Origin of the sequence: Dysosmobacter acutus, from assembly GCF_018919205.1 — a bacterium.
GTDB classification, from domain to species: Bacteria; Bacillota; Clostridia; order Oscillospirales; family Oscillospiraceae; genus Oscillibacter; species Oscillibacter acutus.
The window spans coordinates 754,550-772,214 of record NZ_JAHLQN010000001.1; the positions used below are offsets into that span (position 1 = coordinate 754,550).

Consider the following 17,665-nt stretch of genomic DNA (forward strand, 5'->3'; position numbering starts at 1 on the left):
AAGGGAGCATTCGATGAAAACTTGGGGCGGAGGAGAGCGGAATGGGCGTTCACGACGGACACAGAGAGAAGAAGCGGGAGCAGTTTTTAAACAGCGGGCTGGACTCCTTTGCCGACCATGAGGTTCTGGAGCTGCTGCTCTTTTACGCCATTCCCCGGCGGGACACCAATGAGACGGCCCACCTGCTGATGGAGCATTTCGGCACGCTGGACGCGGTATTTCACGCGCCGGTGGAGGAGCTTTGCCGGATAAAGGGCGTGGGGCGGAACGCGGCCACGCTGATTCACCTCGTTCCAAGGGTATACGGCCGGGTGAAGCGCTCGGCGGCGGAGAATGAAACCGTGCTGAACACCACACGCAAGTCCGGGCGCTATCTGATGGAGCGCCTTGCGGGAGAAACCACGGAAAAGCTCTATCAGCTTTGCCTGGACCGCAAGGGAAAGCTTCTCAATTGCCGCCAGCTCTCCGAGGGGAGCGTGGGCGCGGCGCCGGTCAACCTCCGCAAAATTGTGGAGAACGCGCTGCTCACCGGCGCTTCCGGCGTGATCCTTGGGCACAACCATCCCAGTGGAGTGGCCCTGCCCTCCCAGGAGGACGTGGCGGCCACGATCCAGGTGCGAAAGGCCCTGGAGGCGGTGGACATTCCGTTGCTGGATCACATCATTGTGGCGGATGAGGACTTTGTGTCCATGGCGGAATCGGGATACCTGCCCCTTTGAGAAAAACGGATTACAAACTGCGGAGGATTGAACGATATGCCAAAGTTTCAGGTGGTTTCTGAATATGAGCCCTCCGGCGACCAGCCGGAGGCCATTGCGGCCTTGGCCGCGGGCGTGGAGAACGGCTTGAACGAACAGGTGCTCCTGGGCGTCACCGGCTCAGGCAAGACTTTCACCATGGCCAAGGTCATCGAGAAGGTCCAGCGGCCCACACTGGTGCTGGCCCACAACAAGACCCTGGCCGCCCAGCTGTGCGCCGAGTTCAAGGAGTTTTTCCCCAACAACGCGGTGGAGTACTTTGTCTCCTACTACGACTATTACCAGCCCGAGGCCTATATCGCCCACACCGACACCTATATTGCAAAGGACGCCTCCACCAACGATGAGATCGACCGGCTGCGCCTCTCCGCCACCTGTTCGCTGCTGGAGCGGAGGGATGTGATCGTGGTGTCCTCCGTCTCCTGCATTTACGGCCTGGGCGAGCCGGATGACTTTGCCAAGATGATGATCTCCCTGCGCACCGGGGCCGAGTGGAACCGGGACGAGCTGCTCCGCCGCCTGGTGGAGGACCGCTACGAGCGCAACGACATCGCCTTTGAGCGCAACATGTTCCGGGTCCGTGGGGACACGGTGGAGATATACCCCGCCTATTATAAGGACCGGGCCATCCGGGTGGAGTTCTTCGGCGACGAGATCGACCGCATCAGCGAGTTTAACCCCGTCACCGGCGCGGCCTCCCGGGTGCTGAACCATGTGGCCATCTACCCGGCCTCCCACTATGTCACCACCCAGGACAAGATGGACCGGGCGGTGGGGGAGATTCGCCGGGAGCTGGAGGAGCGGGTGAAGTATTTCACGGACAACGACAAGCTGGTGGAGGCCCAGCGCATCCGCCAGCGGACGGAGTACGACATGGAAATGATGACGGAGCTGGGCTACTGCACCGGCATCGAGAACTACTCCCGGGTCATCTCCGACCGGCCCGCCGGCAGCGCGCCCATGACGCTGCTGGACTTCTTCCCCAAGGATTTTCTCCTGTTTGTGGACGAATCCCACGTGACGCTGCCCCAGGTGCGGGCCATGTACAACGGCGACCACGCCCGGAAGGACTCCCTGGTGGAGTACGGCTTCCGCCTGCCCTGCGCCTACGATAACCGACCGCTGAAGTTCGAGGAGTTTGAGCGGCGCGTCAATCAGGCCATCTACGTCTCCGCCACGCCGGGCCCCTATGAGCGGGAGCGGGCGGGTCAGATCGTGGAGCAGGTGATCCGGCCCACGGGGCTATTGGACCCAGTGGTGGAGGTCCGCCCGGTGGAGGGGCAGATCGACGACCTGATCGCCGAGATCAACCTCCGCGCCGCCAAGGGCGAGCGGGTGCTGGTCACCACGCTGACCAAAAAGATGGCGGAGGATTTGACCGAATACTTCCGCAGCGCCGATATCCGGGTCCGCTACATGCACTCCGACGTGCAGACCATCGAGCGGATGGAGATCATCCGGGACCTGCGCCTGGGCGAGTTCGACGTGCTGGTGGGCATCAACCTGCTGCGGGAGGGGCTGGACCTGCCGGAGGTCTCTCTGGTGGCGGTGCTGGACGCGGACAAGGAGGGGTTCCTCCGCTCCGAGACGTCCCTGATCCAGACCATGGGCCGGGCGGCCCGCAACGCCAAGGGACTGGTCATCCTATACGCCGACGAGATCACGCCCTCCATGCGCGCGGCCATGGAGGAGACCGCCCGGCGCCGGGAGATTCAGGACGAATACAACAAGGCCCACGGCATCGTGCCCAAGACCATCATCAAGGGCGTCCGGGAGGTGCTGGAGATCTCCAAAACCGCGGAGGAGGATACCCTCCGGGCCCGGCGTCACCGCAAGCTCAGCCAGCAGGAGCGGGAGGCGGAGATCGCCAAACTGGAAAAGGAGATGCGCCAGGCATCCAAGATGCTGGAGTTCGAGTACGCGGCGGTGCTGCGTGACCGGATCATCGAGCTGCGGGGGGAGAAGTGACAGACTTCGGAGCGCCGCGGCGGGCCTGGTCTCAGCCGATTAAGAAAAAAGCCGCAAGGGGCTTTCGGGCCGGAAAGGAAGATTCAGATGCGCTATGACTGGCTGGACGAATACCTGCTCTCCCTGCCGGGAGTGGAGAAGGACTATAAGGTGGAGTGGCAGTGGTTCCGGTATAAAATCCGGGGTAAGCTCTTTGCCGCGGTGTGCTCGCCTGAGGAGAAGTACCGCCTCTACGGCGGCCATTCCCTGGTGAACCTCAAGTGCGACCCCCGGGAGGCGGAGCTGCTTCAGGCCCGGTATGGCGAGGTGCTGCCCGGATTTTACACCGACAAGCGCGCCTGGATCGCCGTGCTGCTGGACGGCGAATTGCCGGACGATGTGCTGCGCCGCCTCTGCCAGGAGTCCTACCGCTTGGTGCTTAAAAAGCTGCCCAAGTACGTTCAGCGGGAGATACAGGAGGAGATGTGATGAGGGAAGAGCGGAACCTGCTGCAAAAAATCGTGCTGGTGGCGCTGGCCGCCATGATTCTGGTCTTCGGCGCGCTGACGGCCTATTTCCGCAGCCAGCCCGGCGTGGCGTTCCGGGATCAGCTGCTGCACTATATGGTGGGGCCGGAGCGCGCAGACTATTTCGGCACGGTGGACGGCCAGCCGGTGGAGATCACGGTCACTGCCGGCGCGGGCGTGACTACAGTGGAGGTTCAGATCGGAGAGCTGGTTCACGACCTCTGCCGGGTGGAGTATCCGCTCAAATCGGTGAAGACGGAATACGGCACCTACAGCGGCATCCGCATCTACCGCAACGATACCCTGCTCTTTGAGGGGGCCTACGATCCGGAGCGGGAGATAGACGGCGTTCCAGGCATGCTGTTTGACAGCAGTGGAGAACTTGCCATGAGTGAACTGATCCATTTTGGGTTTTCCACCGGCGGAGACCCCTGGGCGGATTATGAAACGGCCATCCCCAGCATCCTCCAGTTTGCCTTCGGGCCGGAGGAGGCGGTTCGGGGAAGCTGGGGACTCTATGCGGTGATGGTGTTTTTAACGCTGTTGGTGATGGCGGATGCGGCATTTCCCATGGCGCTGTTCCATTGGCGCTACCACTTTTCCGTCCGGAACCCGGAACCCACGGAGTTCTACATCGGGATGCAGTACTTCAGCTGGCTGGTGCTGACGGTCATCCTGCTGGCGGCCTATATCAAAACATTGGGAATCTTTGTTTAAAGAGAGGGAAACGGCTTGGAAGAGACAAAAAAGCAGGGCTTGGCCAGCGCCTATCTTGCCATTTTGGCAGGGGCCGCGCTGTGGGGGATGATCGGCCTGTGGAACCGCAATCTGATGGCCGGGGGATTTTCGCCCTACAGCATTGTGGTGGTGCGGAATTTTGGCGGTCTGTTGCTTTTACTCTTGATTTTTGCCCTCCGGGACCGTAGTGTATTCCATGTGGAACGCTGTCATCTGAAGTACTTTTTCGGCACAGGCGTGGTCAGCGTGGTGCTGTTCACCCTCTGCTATTTTTCCTGCCAAGAGATCTGCTCCCTGGCGGTGGCTTCCATCCTGCTTTACACGGCGCCCTCCATTGTGGTGATTTTGTCCGCGGTGTTGTGGAAGGAGCCTGTGACGAAAAAGAAGCTGCTGGCCCTGTCGCTGACGCTCCTGGGCTGCGCCTGCGTCACAGGGCTTTTCTCCGGCACCGCGACCGTCACGGCCGGCGGCATCCTGCTTGGGATAGGCGCCGGATTTTTCTACGCCCTCTACAGCGTGTTCGGCCGCTATGCCCTCAGCCACTACTCCTCCATGACCGTCACGGTGTGGACCTTCGTGTTCTGCGGCATTGGATCGCTGGTGTTCCTCCGGCCGGAGGAATTGGCCCTTGGGTTCTCCCAGCCTGAGATGTGGCTTTTGTCCCTTGGGCTGGTGGTGTGCTCCACTGTTGCGCCGTACCTGCTCTACACCTGGGGCCTTTCCCGGGTGGAGGCGGGCAAGGCCTCCATCATGGCCAGCGTGGAGCCGGTGGCGGCGTCCCTTGTGGGGGTGCTGGTATTCGGCGAGCCCATGGGCGTGCTGACCGTTGCGGGCATTGTGTGCGTATTGGCGGGCGTGTATATTTTGAGGTGAGCGCGGTGGAAAAACAGAAGGAAGAAAAGACCAACGTGGTGCGGATTTTGGAGCAGCGGAAAATCCCCTGCACCGTCCATACCTACGATGGGATGGAGGGACCGGACCACACCCGGGAGTACGGACTCCACGTGGCCCTAAGGCGGGGCGAGGACCCGGGCCGGGTCTTTAAGACGCTGGTGTCAAGGGGCGCCTCCGGGGGAGTCTATGTGTTCGACATCCCGGTGGCGGAGACGCTTGATCTGAAAAAGGCCGCCAGGGCGGTGGGGGAGAAGTCCGTGGAGATGCTTCCCCTGGCCCAGATCAATGCCGTCACCGGCTATGTCCGGGGCGGATGCAGCCCGGTGGGCATGAAAAAGCGCTATCCCACCGTGTTCCATGAGACGGCCCTTGGGTATGAGACCATCTTCATCTCCGCCGGAAAAATCGGCGTACAGGTTGAGGTGGAGCCCCACGCGCTCTCAGCGCTCTTGGGGGCGGGTTCGGCGGACCTCGTCGTGGAGCAGGCTGAGTCCTAAGTGGAGGCCCGCCGCAAAGGCGTCCGCGGACCAGCGGTAATAGCAGTCGAAAAAGGCGTTGAGCAGGTCAAGCCTGGTGGATTGGTCTACAGCCATCGTGTCCAGGAGGCCGCTGAGCTCCTTTTCGTCGTAGACCTCTGCCTCCCGCAGAAGGGAGTCGCCGTAGGTATCAAACAGCTTTGCATAGACCGGGCGCATAGATATCACCTCATATTACATTTAATGCAATGTGAATTATACGGCATAAAAGATCATATGCCAAGGGGGATTTTATGGAAACACTAAAATCGATGGGGGAGCGGCTCTGCGCCCTGCGCAGGGAAAAACACATGCGTCAGGCCGACGTGGCAGAACTTCTCCATGTGACGCAGGCCCATTATCAGCGTGTGGAAAAGGGAAAAATCAATATTCCCACCTTGACGTTGTGCTTTCTGGCAGACTATTTTGGCGTAACCACGGACTATTTACTGGGCCGGACGGACGAGCGGTGATCCGCCGGTCAGGCTTACAATAAAAGGAGAACCAGTTTACCATGCAGGATAAAATTGTTGTCAAAGGCGCCCGGGAAAATAACCTGAAGAACATCGACGTCACCATCCCACGGGACAAGTTGGTGGTGGTGACGGGCCTCTCAGGCAGCGGCAAGTCCTCCCTGGCGTTCGATACCATCTATGCCGAGGGGCAGCGGCGGTATGTGGAGTCCCTCAGCTCCTACGCCCGGATGTTTCTTGGACAGATGGACAAGCCGGATGTGGACTATATCGACGGCCTGAGCCCCGCCATCTCCATCGACCAGAAGACCACCAGCAAAAACCCCCGCTCCACCGTGGGCACGGTGACGGAGATCTACGACTACCTGCGCCTCCTGTGGGCACGGGTGGGCACGCCCCACTGCCCCAAGTGCGGCAAGGAGATTCTCCAGCAGACCATCGACCAGATCATCGACCAGGTGCTTTCGCTGCCGGAGGGCACCCGCATCCAGGTGATGGCCCCTGTGATCCGGGGCAAAAAAGGCGAGCACCACAAGGTGCTGGAGGATGCCAAGCGCTCCGGCTATGTCCGGGTCCGGGCCGATGGGTCCATGTACGAGCTGGACGAGGAGATCAAGTTAGATAAAAATAAAAAGCACAACATCGAGGTGGTGGTGGACCGCCTCATCATCCGCTCCGACATCCGCCAGAGGCTCACCGACTCCGTGGAGACCGCCTCCGGCCTCTCCGGCGGATTGGTGGTGGTGAACCTGCTGCGGGAGGAGAAGGACCTGATGTTCTCCCAGAACTACGCCTGTGAGGACTGCGGTATCTCCATTGAGGAGCTGACGCCCAGGATGTTTTCCTTCAACAACCCCTTCGGCGCCTGCCCCACCTGCACGGGTTTGGGCAGCCAGCTGAAGGTGGACCCGGCCATGGTGGTGCCGGACCAGAGCCTCTCCATCTTAGACGGCGCCATCCAGGCCTCGGGCTGGAACTCCATCCGCTCCGACGGCATCTCCCGGATGTATTTTGAGGCCATTTCCAAAAAGTACCAGTTTGCCCTCACAACGCCCTTTGCCCAGCTCAGCGACGAGGTGAAGGACATCATCTTCTACGGCACCAAGGGAGAGCTGCTGGAGCTGCACTACGACCAGCCCCGGGGCAAGGGCATTTTGCGCCAGCCCTTTGAGGGCATCTGCAACAATCTGGAGCGCCGCTACCGGGAGACCCAGAGCGACGCCAGCAAGCGGGAGCTGGAGGAGGCCATGTCCGAGTGCCCCTGCCCGGACTGTCAGGGAAAGCGGCTGCGCAAAGAGTCCCTGGCCGTCACCGTGGGTGGGATGAACATCAACGATTTCACCAACCTCTCGGTCACCGATGAACTGGAGCGGGTCCGGGGCCTGGAGCTGACGGAGCAGCAGCACCGGATCGCCGACCGGATTTTAAAGGAGATCAGGTCCCGCCTGGGCTTTTTACAGTCCGTGGGCCTCAGCTATCTGACACTCAGCCGCAGCGCGGGAACGCTCTCCGGCGGCGAGAGTCAGCGCATCCGCCTGGCCACCCAGATCGGCTCTTCGCTGATGGGGGTGCTCTATATCTTAGACGAGCCCTCCATCGGGCTGCACCAGCGGGACAACGACAAGCTGCTCTCTACGCTGCAGCGGCTGCGGGACCTGGGCAACACGCTGCTTGTGGTGGAGCACGACGAGGACACCATGCGCGCGGCGGACTACCTCATCGACATCGGTCCCGGCGCCGGCCGGGCGGGCGGAGAGGTGGTGGCCGCCGGCACGCCGGAGGAGGTCATGGCCAACCCCGACAGCCTGACGGGCCAGTACCTCAGCGGTAAAAAAATGGTGCCTGTGCCGGAGCGGCGCCGGACAGGGAACGGGAAGTTTCTGAAGGTGGTGGGCGCCTGCGAGAACAACTTAAAGCACATCGACGCGGAGTTTCCCCTGGGCGTGCTCACCGTGGTCACCGGCGTTTCGGGCAGCGGCAAGTCCTCCCTGGTCAACGAGATTCTCTTCAAGCGGCTGGGTGTGGACCTGAACCGCATGAAGGCCCATCCCGGCAAGTGCGAGCGGATCGAGGGCATTGAGAATCTGGACAAGGTGGTGGACATCGACCAGAGCCCCATCGGCCGTACGCCCCGGTCCAACCCGGCCACCTACACCGGCGTATTCAACGAGATTCGGGACCTGTTTGCCGCCACCCAGGAGGCCAAGAGCCGGGGCTACGGGCCGGGCCGGTTCAGCTTCAACGTCCGGGGCGGCCGCTGCGAGGCCTGCTCCGGCGACGGCGTGCTGAAGATTGAGATGCATTTTTTGCCGGACATCTTTGTGCCCTGCGAGGTCTGCAAGGGAAGGCGGTACAACCGGGAGACGCTTGAGGTGCGCTACAAGGGCAAGAACATCGCCGAGGTGCTGGACATGACCGCCGAGGAGGCGGTGGAGTTTTTCTCCAGCATCCCCCGCATCCGGGACAAGCTGCGCACGCTGTGCGACGTGGGACTGGGGTACGTGAAGTTAGGCCAGCCCTCCACGGAGCTCTCCGGCGGCGAGGCCCAGCGGGTAAAGCTTGCAACAGAGCTGAGCAAGCGATCCACCGGCTCCACCATCTATATCCTGGATGAGCCCACCACGGGACTGCACACCGACGACGTGCGCAAGCTGCTGGAGGTGCTCCAGCGGCTGGTGGACGCGGGCAACACCGTGGTGGTCATCGAGCATAACTTAGACGTCATCAAATGCGCGGACCATATCCTGGACCTGGGGCCCGAGGGCGGCGACGGAGGCGGAACCATTGTCTGCACCGGCACGCCGGAGGCGGTCGCGGCGTGTGAAAAGAGCTACACGGGCCAGTATTTGAAAAAGGTGTTGAAGCGGTAAACCGGGGCAGACAATATCCGGGGCCCCCGCCGGACCCATACGGGTTCGGCGGGGAGAGGACGAGCGGCGCAGCGAGGGAGCCGCGGCGGCGTTCAGCCGGGGCGAGGGATGCGGAGCCTGCGAGGACGAGCACCGGCACGCCGGAGGCGGTCGCGGCGTGCGAAAAGAGCTACACGGGCCAGTATTTGAAAAAGGCGCTGAAGCGATAGTGAGACTTGAGAGCGGCACGGCCTTTCTTTGAAGGACGGGGCTGCCGCCTGCTCCGCGCCCAACAGGTGGAGCGAAACGGCGTGCTTTTGGAGAATTTCGCAATGGAAAGGTCCCGTTAGCGTCATTTACACCAAAGACCGCCCAATTGCATAGGATGGCCCGAGGTGATGGGAATGAATTTGTGGCAGGACGGAATTGTCGCCATGCTGGCCGCCGTCGGGCTGACGTCGCTTGTCTGGATAGTCGTAGGAGCCTTCTTGCGGATGAGCCGCAGCCCGGTGATGAAGCCGGTTATGGTGCTGCCGGCAAGCGGCGCCGCCCCGGCGCTGCAGCAGAGCGTCCATGAGTTAGAGCAGCTTCGGGGCGAGCTGCGCGCCTACACGACAATCGTCATTCTGGACTGCGGCCTCACCGACGAGGCCAGAAAGATCGGAGAGCTCCTCTGCGCCGAGGACCGGGCCGTGGTTCTCTGCACTGCGGAGGAGTTTGCACAAGAGCTGATGGAGAGGGGAAGGTCAGATGGAGGAATACAGCACGCTGGAGGGGACGGTACATAGCATCATCTTCCAGAACCCGGACAACGGATACACGGTGCTGCGCCTTTTGACGGATGAGGGCGAGGTGGTCAACACGGTGGGCTGCCTCCCCTGCGCGGCCCCCGGGGAACGGATGCTGCTCACCGGCAGGATGGAGGTCCATCCGCAGCACGGGGAGCAGTTCTCCGTTCGGGACGCGGAACGAAGAATGCCCGCGGAAGAGGATGAGATTTTGAGCTACCTCTCCTCCGGCGCCATCAAGGGCGTGGGGCCGGCCACCGCCGCCCGCATGGTGGAGCGCTTTGGCTCCGAGACGCTGGACGTCATTGAGCGGGCGCCGGAGAAGCTGACCCAGCTCAAGGGGGTTACCTCCAAGCGGGCTATGGAAATCGCCCAGTCCTTTCGCAGCCAGATGGAGCTGCGGCGGCTGATGGAATTTCTTGCCCGGTTTGAACTGCCCATCGTGCTGGCTATGCTGCTTGAAAAGCGCTACGGCGGTACGGCGCTGGATGTGCTGCGGGAGAACCCCTACCTCTTGGCCGGGGGGACCTTTGGGGTGGAGTTCTCCACAGCCGACGAGATCGCCATCAGCCTGGGCATCCCGGCCGACAGCGCCTGCCGGGTGGAGGCGGCCGTGCTCTTTGAGCTGGACCACAACGCCGACAACGGCCACGTGTTTTTACCAAGGGAAAAGCTGATCGACGCCACGGCGCGGCTGCTGGAGTGCGGCTGTGAGCAGGTGGAGCGGGCCCTGGACGATCTGATGGAGCGCTGCGCCGTGGTGCAGGAGCAGGTGGCCAATGTGACGGCCTGCTACCTGCGCCGTCTCTATGATGCGGAGCGCTATGCCCAGCGGAAGATCGAGCTGCTGCTCTCCGCCGCCGCGGATCAGGGAGGCGGCGTGGAGGAGCTCATCGGCCGCATCGAAGAGGAGCAGGGCATCTCCTATGCTCCGGCCCAGCGCCAGGCCGTGGAGCTGGCCGCGCGCCAGGGCGTGCTGCTGCTCACCGGCGGTCCGGGCACCGGAAAGACCACCTCCGTTCGGGGCATTGTGGCCCTGTTCCGGCGGATGGGGTTGGACACCGTGCTGGCGGCGCCCACCGGCCGGGCCGCCAAGCGCATGGGAGAGCTGTGCGGTATGGAGGCCCAGACCATTCACCGCCTTTTGGGCATGAGCTTTTCCGAATCCACCGGCGAGGTCTCCTTCATCAAGGGGGAGAAGGAACCGCTGGAGGCGGACGCCGTCATTGTGGATGAGATGTCCATGGTGGACCTGATGCTGATGGCAGCGCTGCTGCGTGCGCTGCGGCCGGGCTGCCGTCTTGTGATGGTGGGCGATCCGGACCAGCTGAGCGCCGTGGGGGCGGGCAATGTGTTCTCCGACCTGATCCGAAGCGGACGAATCGCCACCGTCGCCCTGCGGGAGATCTTCCGCCAGGCGGAGCGCTCCGCCATCGTCCGCAATGCCCACGCGGTGAACGAGGGCCGCCTTCCCGCCCTGGACAACGATCAGGGGGACTTTTTTTTCCTGCGCCGCCGGGACCCGGTCCGCACGGCTGCCACCATTGTGGAGCTGGTCCAGACACGCCTGCCAGAGAAGATGGGCGTCCCCGTGGAGCAAATCCAGGTGCTGACGCCCACCCATAAGGGCGAGGCGGGCACGGTGAATCTGAACCGGGTGCTTCAGGCGGCGCTGAACCCCCGCCGGCCGGACCGGCGGGAGCGGAGCTGGGGCGAACGCCTTTTCCGGGAGGGCGACCGCATCATGCAGACGAAAAACGATTACGACGTGGTGTGGGAAAAGCCGGACGGCACCGTGGGCACCGGTATGTTCAACGGTGATGTGGGGCGCATCGAGCAGATCGATCCCTCCGGCGAGTGGCTGACGGTGAACTTTGACGACCGCCTGGCCACCTACACGGCGGATCAGCTTTCAGAAATTGACCTGGCTTATGCCATGACCGTCCACAAGGCCCAGGGCAGCGAATACCGCTGCGTGGTGCTCTCGGCGGTGAACGCCGCGCCGGCGCTGATGGTGCGCGGCGTGCTCTATACGGCCATCACCCGGGCCAGAGAGCTGCTGATCGTGGTGGGGGACGAGGCGGCCGTGGGCCGCATGACGGAAAACGACCGCCAGCAAAAGCGCTACTCCGGACTGAAATGGCGGCTGCGGGGAGGGGAGCGTGCGTGAGTGTTCTGGACCTGCTGTTTCCGCCCAAGTGTCCCTTCTGTCAGAAGGTGCAAAAGGCGCCGGGCATCTGCCCTGCGTGCAGGCAGTCGCTTCCCTGGGCGGAGCCGCTGGTGAAAGAGGGCGCGGGCTTTGGCAGGTGTGCCGCGCCGCTGCGCTATGAGGGCAGTGTCCGCGAGGCGATTCTCCGCTTCAAGTTCAATGGAAAGATCGCCGGGGCCGATCTCTTCGGCGACTTTTTGGCCTCCGCCGCGGCGGAGGCCTTTGCCGGTGAGTTCGACTGCGTCACCTGGGTGCCCGTCTCCCGCAGGCGTCTGAAAAACCGGGGCTTTGACCAGGCGCAGATGATAGCGGAAGCCGCGGCCGCCCGCTGGGACGAAAAGCCGGTCCGGCTTTTGCGCAAGATACAGGACAACCCCGCCCAATCCGGACAGGACAGCGCCTCGGCCAGACGGGCCAATGTGCTGGGCGTTTACGAACCGTCGCCGGAGGCAAGGGGCAGGCGTATTTTGCTCATCGACGATGTGATTACAACCGGGAGCACATTGGCAGAATGTGTCAAAGTATTGTGTCTTGCCGGCGCCGAACATGTGGTGTGCGCCGCCGTGGCCCAAACCACCTTTGCAAACAATGCGCAAAACCGCACATAAAAGCGTGGAAATGTTCAAAAAATGTGCTTGCAAATTGCAATTGGCATTTGTATAATAAACTGTACGCGTGTATGCTGCGAAAGCTGCTGAAATAGAGTGGAAACGAACGAATGAGGTGGATATACTATGTGCTCTCTGGCAAAAGACATCGGGATCGACTTGGGCACCGCGTCGGTGCTGGTATATGTGAAGGGCAAGGGCGTTGTGCTCAATGAACCCTCCGTGGTGGCTCTGGACAAGAACACGGGCAAGCTCCTGAAGGTGGGCGCGGACGCCCAGGCCATGCTGGGCCGTACCCCCGGCAACATCATCGCCATCCGCCCCCTGCGGGAGGGTGTGATTTCCGACTACGACATGACGGAGCGGATGCTCAAGGAATTCATCCACAAGGTGGCCGGGTTCCAGTTTTTCAAGCCCCGTGTCATCATCTGCGTGCCCTCCGGCATCACCGAGGTGGAGGAGCGCGCCGTCATCGACGCGGGCATCCAGGCCGGCGCCCGGAAGGTCTTTCTGATTGAGGAGCCTGTGGCGGCGGCTATCGGCGCGGGTATCGACATCACCCAGCCGGACGGCCACATGGTGGTGGATATCGGCGGCGGCACCGCGGATATCGCCGTCATCTCCCTCAGCGGCGTGGTGGAGTCCTGCTCCATCAAGATCGCCGGCGACCAGCTCAACGAGGCCGTGGTCAAGTATATGCGCCGCAAGCACAACCTGCTCATCGGCGAGCGCACCGCTGAGGATATGAAGATCAAGATCGGCTGCGTCTTCCCCAAGGAAGAGGAGGAGACCATCGATGTCAAGGGCCGCTGCCTGCTGACCGGTCTGCCCCGTGTGGTCACCGTCAGCTCCACGGAGATGATGGACGCCTTTGAAGAGCCGGTGGAGCGCATCATGGAGGCCATCCACTCCGTGTTGGAGCGCACGCCCCCCGAACTGGTGGCGGATATCTCCACCAACGGCATTGTCATGACTGGCGGAGGCAGCCTGGTTGCGGGCTTCGACAAGCTGGTCACCGCCCGCACCGGCATCCACACGGTCATCGCCGAGGACGCCATCTCCTGTGTGGCCCTGGGCACGGGAAAGAGCCTGGATTCCCTCAATAACATGCAGGACGGCACCATGAACTTAAGCCGCCGCAAGCAGATGAACTGAATGGAAAAGAGGTCTCCCTTTTGAAAAGGGAGACCTCTTTTTTTGCGGAAACCGCCGCCTTGATGAAAAGGGCCTACAGGCCGTTGACAATGTGCGCGGGCCGCTCTCCAGCGGCGATGCGCGCCACGTTCTCCCAAAGCATCCGGTGGCCCTTCAGGAAAAAGGTGCGGGTGACGCCGGCAATGTGGGGCGAGTAGACGATTTTATCCCGCAGCTCATCCGGAATATCGATGAGGGGATGGTCCCTTGGCACCGGCTCCGGGGAAAGGGTGTCGATGCCGGCTCCGGCCAGACGCCCTTCCAGGAGGGCGCGGCGCAGCGCCTGGGAGTCCACCACGTCGCCCCGGGCTGTGTTGATGAGGTAGGCGGTGGGCTTCATCCGGCCCAGAAAGGCGCTGTCCACCAGGTTGCGGGTGGAGTCGTTGGCCGGGCAGTGGAGGCTGACGATGTCGCTCCTCTCAGCGAGCTCCTCCAGGGGCAGGTAGGTGACGCCCCAGGAGCGCTCCTCCGCCTCGGCGCGGCGGTGGGGAGCGTTGTAGTAGACCGTGCAGCCAAAGGCGTTCAGCCGACGGGCAACCTCCCTGGCAATGCTGCCAAAGCCCACGAGGCCCACGGCGCACTGGCCCAGCTCCGTCAGGGGTGAGAGCATCAGATTGCGGAGGATGGGCGTCTCCTGCCCCTCCCGGGTGGCCTTGTCGTAGGGGACGGCGTGGCGCAGGAGCATCAGCATCAGCAAGACGGCCTGCTCGGCCACAGCGGTGGCGTTGCAGCCCGCCGCGTTGCAGACATAGATGTTCCGCTCCGCGGCGGCCTTCAGGTCCACCCGGTCAAAGCCCACGCCCTCCGACTGAATCAGCTTCAACTGGGGCAGGCGGTCCATCAGGGAGGCGGTGACTGTGTTGGTGGGGTTGATGCACAGGACCTCGGCACCCTCTCCGGCCTCCGCCAGCTCCTCCTCCTGACAGCGGAAGCTGCGGTAGACGGCCTCGACCTGGCGGGTGATGGGCAGGTCGGGCATAAAGTGGAGGTAGTGGTCGGGCTTGCCTAAAATCAGCAGTTTCATTTCAAATCCTCCTCTGCGGCGCCGGCGGGCGGCGCGTCCGGCGTTGATCTGCTTTTCTGAGCCGCACCGCACTCCGGCTCCTCCTCCAGCCCCCGGGCCAGCGCCACATCCCGGGTGGTGATTTTCATCAGGTCCTCCCGGGTCACCGCGTCCAGGGCGGCCAGGCGGTTGGCCTGATTCACCAAAATGCGCTCAAAGAGGTTGCGCACACCCCGGGCGTTGCCAAAGGAGATGGAGTTGGTATTTTCCTCGGCGATGAACTCCCGGAGCTGCTGCTCCACGCCGTCGCCCAGCTCATAGCAGCCCTTCCTGCACTGCATCTTGAAAATCTCCAGCATCTCATCCACGCTGTAGTCGTCAAAGTGGAGGAACCGGTTGAACCGGGATTCCAGCCCGGGGTTGGAGTGGATGAACGCATCCATCAGCCCGTCGTAGCCCGCCACAATGACCACCAGATCGTCCCGGTGGTCCTCCATGGCCTTGAGAATGGTGTCGATGGCCTCCTGGCCGAAGTCGTTCTCCGCCCGGCCGTTGAGGGCGTATGCCTCATCGATGAACAGCACGCCGCCCAGGGCGGAGTCGATCACCTTGCTGGTCTTCAGGGCCGTCTGGCCCACATAGCCCGCCACCAGTCCGCTGCGGTCCACCTCCACCAGCTGGCCCTTGGAGAGGATGCCCAGGGCGTGGTAGATCCGGGCCATGATCCGGGCGATGGTGGTCTTGCCGGTGCCGGGATTGCCGGAGAACACCATGTGGAGGGAGAGATCGGTGGTGGGCAGATCGTTGTCCCGGCGCAGCTTGTAAACCGTCACCATGTTGATGAGATTTTTGACCTCTTTTTTTACGGCGGCAAGGCCGATATAGCTGTCCAACTCCGCCTGGAGGTCTTCCATCTTCTCCGGCGGTGCCGGCTCTTCCACAGGAGGAGCCATGGTGTCGTCGTTGCCGGTGGAGGCGGCGCCGCCCGGCTGGTCCTCCTCCTTCCGCACAGGCAGGGGACTGCCCCAGAAGTCGGTGCCCATCCGGCTCAGATTGTGCTCCGACATGGTGCGGATGACGTCCAACTGCTGGAGGATGATCTCATCTTTTTTGCTCTTTTCCAAAGTCAAGACCTTCTTTCTTCACTCCTGTTCCGCCAAAAGGTCCGTATGGGCCACGGCGCGGAACAGCAGCGATGCAATGAAGCCGTTCAGCGCGCCGGAGGCCAGGGCCGCCGCCAGCAGAACCGGCAGGTAATAGAGTGGGGCCGAGTTGCCCAGGGTCAAAACGGCAGCCGCAACCTGACCGCAGTTGTGGGCCGCCGCGCCGCCCATGGAGACGCCGAACACCGAGAGCAGGCGGCTGCGGCAGAGAATGCTCATCACCGCCATGGCGCAGACACCGCCCAAGAGGGAGAAGATCAGGGCGGAGGCGTTTCCGGCGAACAGCGCGCCTAAAAAGCACCGGCACAGCAGTATGGCAAATGCCTGGGCCGGCCCAAGGGCGTAGAGGGCAAACACGGTGACGATGTTGGCAAGCCCTAACTTGATCCCCGGCAGGGGGATCAGAAGATTCAGGGGCAGGAAGTTCTCCAGGTAGGAGAGGGCCAGCGCCAGCGCGGTGAGCACCGCGCATAAGGTCAGCTGCCGGGTGGAACACTTCATACAGCCCGCCTCCTATCCGATAACCGCGTCCGTGCTGGAGGGGCCGTCTCCCACCAGCTGGATGCTGATCCGGGCGGGCAGGCACACGATGCTCTGGCCGCTCCGGGTGATGGTCCCGGTGTGGACACAGTCCTGGCTGGGACAGTCGGAGGAGCGCACCCGGACGCCTGTCTCACCGCCGGGGCAGAACTCCACCTCCAGAGTGTAGCCGTTGTTGGAATAGACGCGCTGGGCGCTGGAGGCAAGGCTGAGGCGATCCGCCTCCGCCCCCTCAATGGACACAACGGCCGTCAGCGAGTCTCCGGGGCTCCGCCCCCACACCGCCGTGCCGCAGGCCACGGCCAGCGCCAGCACCGCCGCCGCCACCAGAAGGTCCCACGGGCCGGGCCTGAGCTTAGGAGAGTGTTTCATAGACATAGGCGCTGCCCTCCTTTGGTTCAAAGCGGTCGGCAAGACCTGCGGTAATCAGCACCCGGCCGTCCTCCGTCACCAGCACCATGTCAAATCCACGCTCCCATTCCGTCCCCTCCCAGAGGCCCACGGCCCCCTGCTCGCCCAGGACAAAGAGTGCTGTGGACAGGGCGTCGCAGACCGTGCCGCTGCTGCTGACCACAGTGACGGAGGTGAGGTCGCTGTCCGCCGGGCAGCCGGTGGAGGGGTCGATGATATGGTGATAGGTTTGTCCATCCTGTTCAAAATAGCGCTGATAGCCGCCGGAGGTGACGGCGTAGGCGTCCTCCAGCAGCAGCATGCCCACATAGTCCGCCGGGTCGCCGGGGTCCCGGACCGCCACGCGCCAGGGACCGCCGTCGGGTTTTGTGCCTCTGGCGTAGACATTGCCGCCCAGGGAGATGATCGCGCTCTCCACCCCGTAGCCCTGCAAGGTGCGCTCCACCTGATCCGAGGCGTAGCCCTTGGCAATGCCTCCTAAGTCGATGGCCATGCCGTCCGCAAGCTCTACCTGCTGCCCCGTGATGTGGATGCGCCCGCTGCCCACCAGGGGAAGCAGTTGGCTGATTTCCTCCTCACTTGGGACGCGGTATTCCGCTTCCGTAAAGCCCCAGGCGGAGGCCAGCGGGGCCACGGTGATGTCAAAGGCGCCGCCGGTTGCCGCGCTGAGCCGGACCGCCTTCTCCAGCAGCGAAGATACCTCCTTGGTGGTTTCCGACGCTTTTCCGGCGGATTCGTTAAGGCGGGAGACCTCGCTGGTTTCAAGGGTGCGGGAGAGAAGCCGCTCCAGCCGCTGAATCTCCTGGGTGGAGGAGTCGATGGCGTCGGTGGCGGAGGGGCCGTAGACGGTAAAGTCCATGATTGTGTCCATGGCAAAGATCTGGGCGGTCTGAGGATCACCCTCCCTTCCGGCGCAGCCGGAGAGCAGCAAAAGAGGCAGAAGAAGAGCGAAAAAATGTTTCATTGGATTACCTGCTTTCGGAAAATGCGGAATCAGGGCCGCTGTGGAAACAATGGCCGGCGGCCGGAAAAGGGCGGGAGTCCGGGG

Annotated in this window: 18 protein-coding genes; 12 read left to right on the forward strand and 6 right to left on the reverse strand. The window is 62.8% G+C overall.

Translation table 11 applies throughout. The features are described from left to right. Window positions 1-41 precede the first annotated feature (41 nt). From radC to ybaK, 6 genes are all read left to right on the forward strand, one after another. Complete coding sequence (gene radC / locus KQI82_RS03510) at window positions 42-719, forward strand: RadC family protein (RefSeq protein WP_216558820.1); 678 nt, start codon at window positions 42-44, stop codon at window positions 717-719. 36 nt (window positions 720-755) lie between these two features. After that, window positions 756-2,726: an excinuclease ABC subunit UvrB gene (uvrB, locus tag KQI82_RS03515; RefSeq protein ID WP_216558823.1), complete on the forward strand. Its 1,971-nt coding sequence runs from the start codon at window positions 756-758 to the stop codon at window positions 2,724-2,726. A gap of 87 nt (window positions 2,727-2,813) precedes the next feature. Next, complete coding sequence (locus KQI82_RS03520; RefSeq protein ID WP_216558827.1) at window positions 2,814-3,194, forward strand: MmcQ/YjbR family DNA-binding protein; 381 nt, start codon at window positions 2,814-2,816, stop codon at window positions 3,192-3,194. Continuing rightward, on the forward strand, window positions 3,194-3,949 hold the full coding sequence (locus KQI82_RS03525; protein WP_187333036.1) for a hypothetical protein: 756 nt from the start codon (window positions 3,194-3,196) through the stop codon (window positions 3,947-3,949). The genes KQI82_RS03520 and KQI82_RS03525 overlap by 1 nt, the downstream gene beginning before the upstream one ends. A gap of 15 nt (window positions 3,950-3,964) precedes the next feature. Beyond that, window positions 3,965-4,843 carry a DMT family transporter gene (locus KQI82_RS03530; protein ID WP_241426602.1) on the forward strand — a complete coding sequence of 293 codons (879 nt, stop codon included), beginning with the start codon at window positions 3,965-3,967 and terminating at the stop codon, window positions 4,841-4,843. Between the two features lie 5 nt (window positions 4,844-4,848). Continuing rightward, complete coding sequence (gene ybaK, locus KQI82_RS03535) at window positions 4,849-5,361, forward strand: Cys-tRNA(Pro) deacylase (protein WP_216558829.1); 513 nt, start codon at window positions 4,849-4,851, stop codon at window positions 5,359-5,361. On the opposite strand, the gene KQI82_RS03540 is transcribed toward ybaK, so the two are convergent. Beyond that, entirely contained in the window at window positions 5,305-5,559 is a 255-nt protein-coding gene (locus KQI82_RS03540; protein ID WP_216558832.1) for a hypothetical protein, read from the reverse strand. The two genes, ybaK and KQI82_RS03540, sit on opposite strands and share 57 nt — an antisense overlap. Before the next feature lie 74 nt (window positions 5,560-5,633). On the opposite strand from KQI82_RS03540, the gene KQI82_RS03545 reads away from it, so the two are divergent. From KQI82_RS03545 to mreB, 6 genes are all read left to right on the forward strand, one after another. Then, the gene (locus KQI82_RS03545) at window positions 5,634-5,852 is read left to right on the forward strand and encodes a helix-turn-helix domain-containing protein (protein ID WP_216558835.1); all 219 of its coding nucleotides are present in this window, start codon (window positions 5,634-5,636) and stop codon (window positions 5,850-5,852) included. Window positions 5,853-5,893: 41 nt separating this feature from the next. Further along, window positions 5,894-8,722, forward strand: a complete 2,829-nt coding sequence (gene uvrA / locus KQI82_RS03550; protein WP_216558839.1) for an excinuclease ABC subunit UvrA — start codon at window positions 5,894-5,896, stop codon at window positions 8,720-8,722. A gap of 377 nt (window positions 8,723-9,099) precedes the next feature. Then, the gene (locus KQI82_RS03555; protein ID WP_216558842.1) at window positions 9,100-9,489 is read left to right on the forward strand and encodes a glycosyltransferase family 2 protein; all 390 of its coding nucleotides are present in this window, start codon (window positions 9,100-9,102) and stop codon (window positions 9,487-9,489) included. Then, window positions 9,452-11,659 (forward strand): SF1B family DNA helicase RecD2, encoded by a 2,208-nt coding sequence (gene recD2 / locus KQI82_RS03560; protein ID WP_216558845.1) that lies wholly within the window; start codon window positions 9,452-9,454, stop codon window positions 11,657-11,659. Before KQI82_RS03555 ends, recD2 begins: the two co-directional genes overlap by 38 nt. Further along, on the forward strand, window positions 11,656-12,306 hold the full coding sequence (locus tag KQI82_RS03565; protein ID WP_338148940.1) for a ComF family protein: 651 nt from the start codon (window positions 11,656-11,658) through the stop codon (window positions 12,304-12,306). Before recD2 ends, KQI82_RS03565 begins: the two co-directional genes overlap by 4 nt. Before the next feature lie 126 nt (window positions 12,307-12,432). After that, a complete protein-coding gene (gene mreB / locus KQI82_RS03570; protein ID WP_216558851.1) occupies window positions 12,433-13,461 on the forward strand; it encodes a rod shape-determining protein in 1,029 nt (342 codons plus the stop codon). A 73-nt stretch (window positions 13,462-13,534) separates the two neighbouring features. Here the strand turns inward: mreB and KQI82_RS03575 are convergent, their stop codons facing one another. Genes KQI82_RS03575 through KQI82_RS03595 form a run of 5 tightly spaced genes read right to left on the reverse strand, consistent with a single transcriptional unit; the run spans window position 13,535 to window position 17,581 of the window. Beyond that, window positions 13,535-14,524, reverse strand: coding sequence for a 2-hydroxyacid dehydrogenase (locus KQI82_RS03575; protein ID WP_216558854.1), 990 nt, complete (start codon window positions 14,522-14,524; stop codon window positions 13,535-13,537). Continuing rightward, complete coding sequence (locus KQI82_RS03580) at window positions 14,521-15,627, reverse strand: AAA family ATPase (RefSeq protein ID WP_241426603.1); 1,107 nt, start codon at window positions 15,625-15,627, stop codon at window positions 14,521-14,523. Before KQI82_RS03580 ends, KQI82_RS03575 begins: the two co-directional genes overlap by 4 nt. A gap of 18 nt (window positions 15,628-15,645) precedes the next feature. Then, a complete protein-coding gene (locus tag KQI82_RS03585; RefSeq protein WP_216558857.1) occupies window positions 15,646-16,167 on the reverse strand; it encodes a Gx transporter family protein in 522 nt (173 codons plus the stop codon). A 12-nt stretch (window positions 16,168-16,179) separates the two neighbouring features. Then, window positions 16,180-16,584, reverse strand: a complete 405-nt coding sequence (locus tag KQI82_RS03590) for a NusG domain II-containing protein (protein ID WP_216558860.1) — start codon at window positions 16,582-16,584, stop codon at window positions 16,180-16,182. Beyond that, window positions 16,562-17,581, reverse strand: coding sequence for an FAD:protein FMN transferase (locus KQI82_RS03595; RefSeq protein ID WP_216558863.1), 1,020 nt, complete (start codon window positions 17,579-17,581; stop codon window positions 16,562-16,564). Before KQI82_RS03595 ends, KQI82_RS03590 begins: the two co-directional genes overlap by 23 nt. Window positions 17,582-17,665 lie beyond the last annotated feature (84 nt).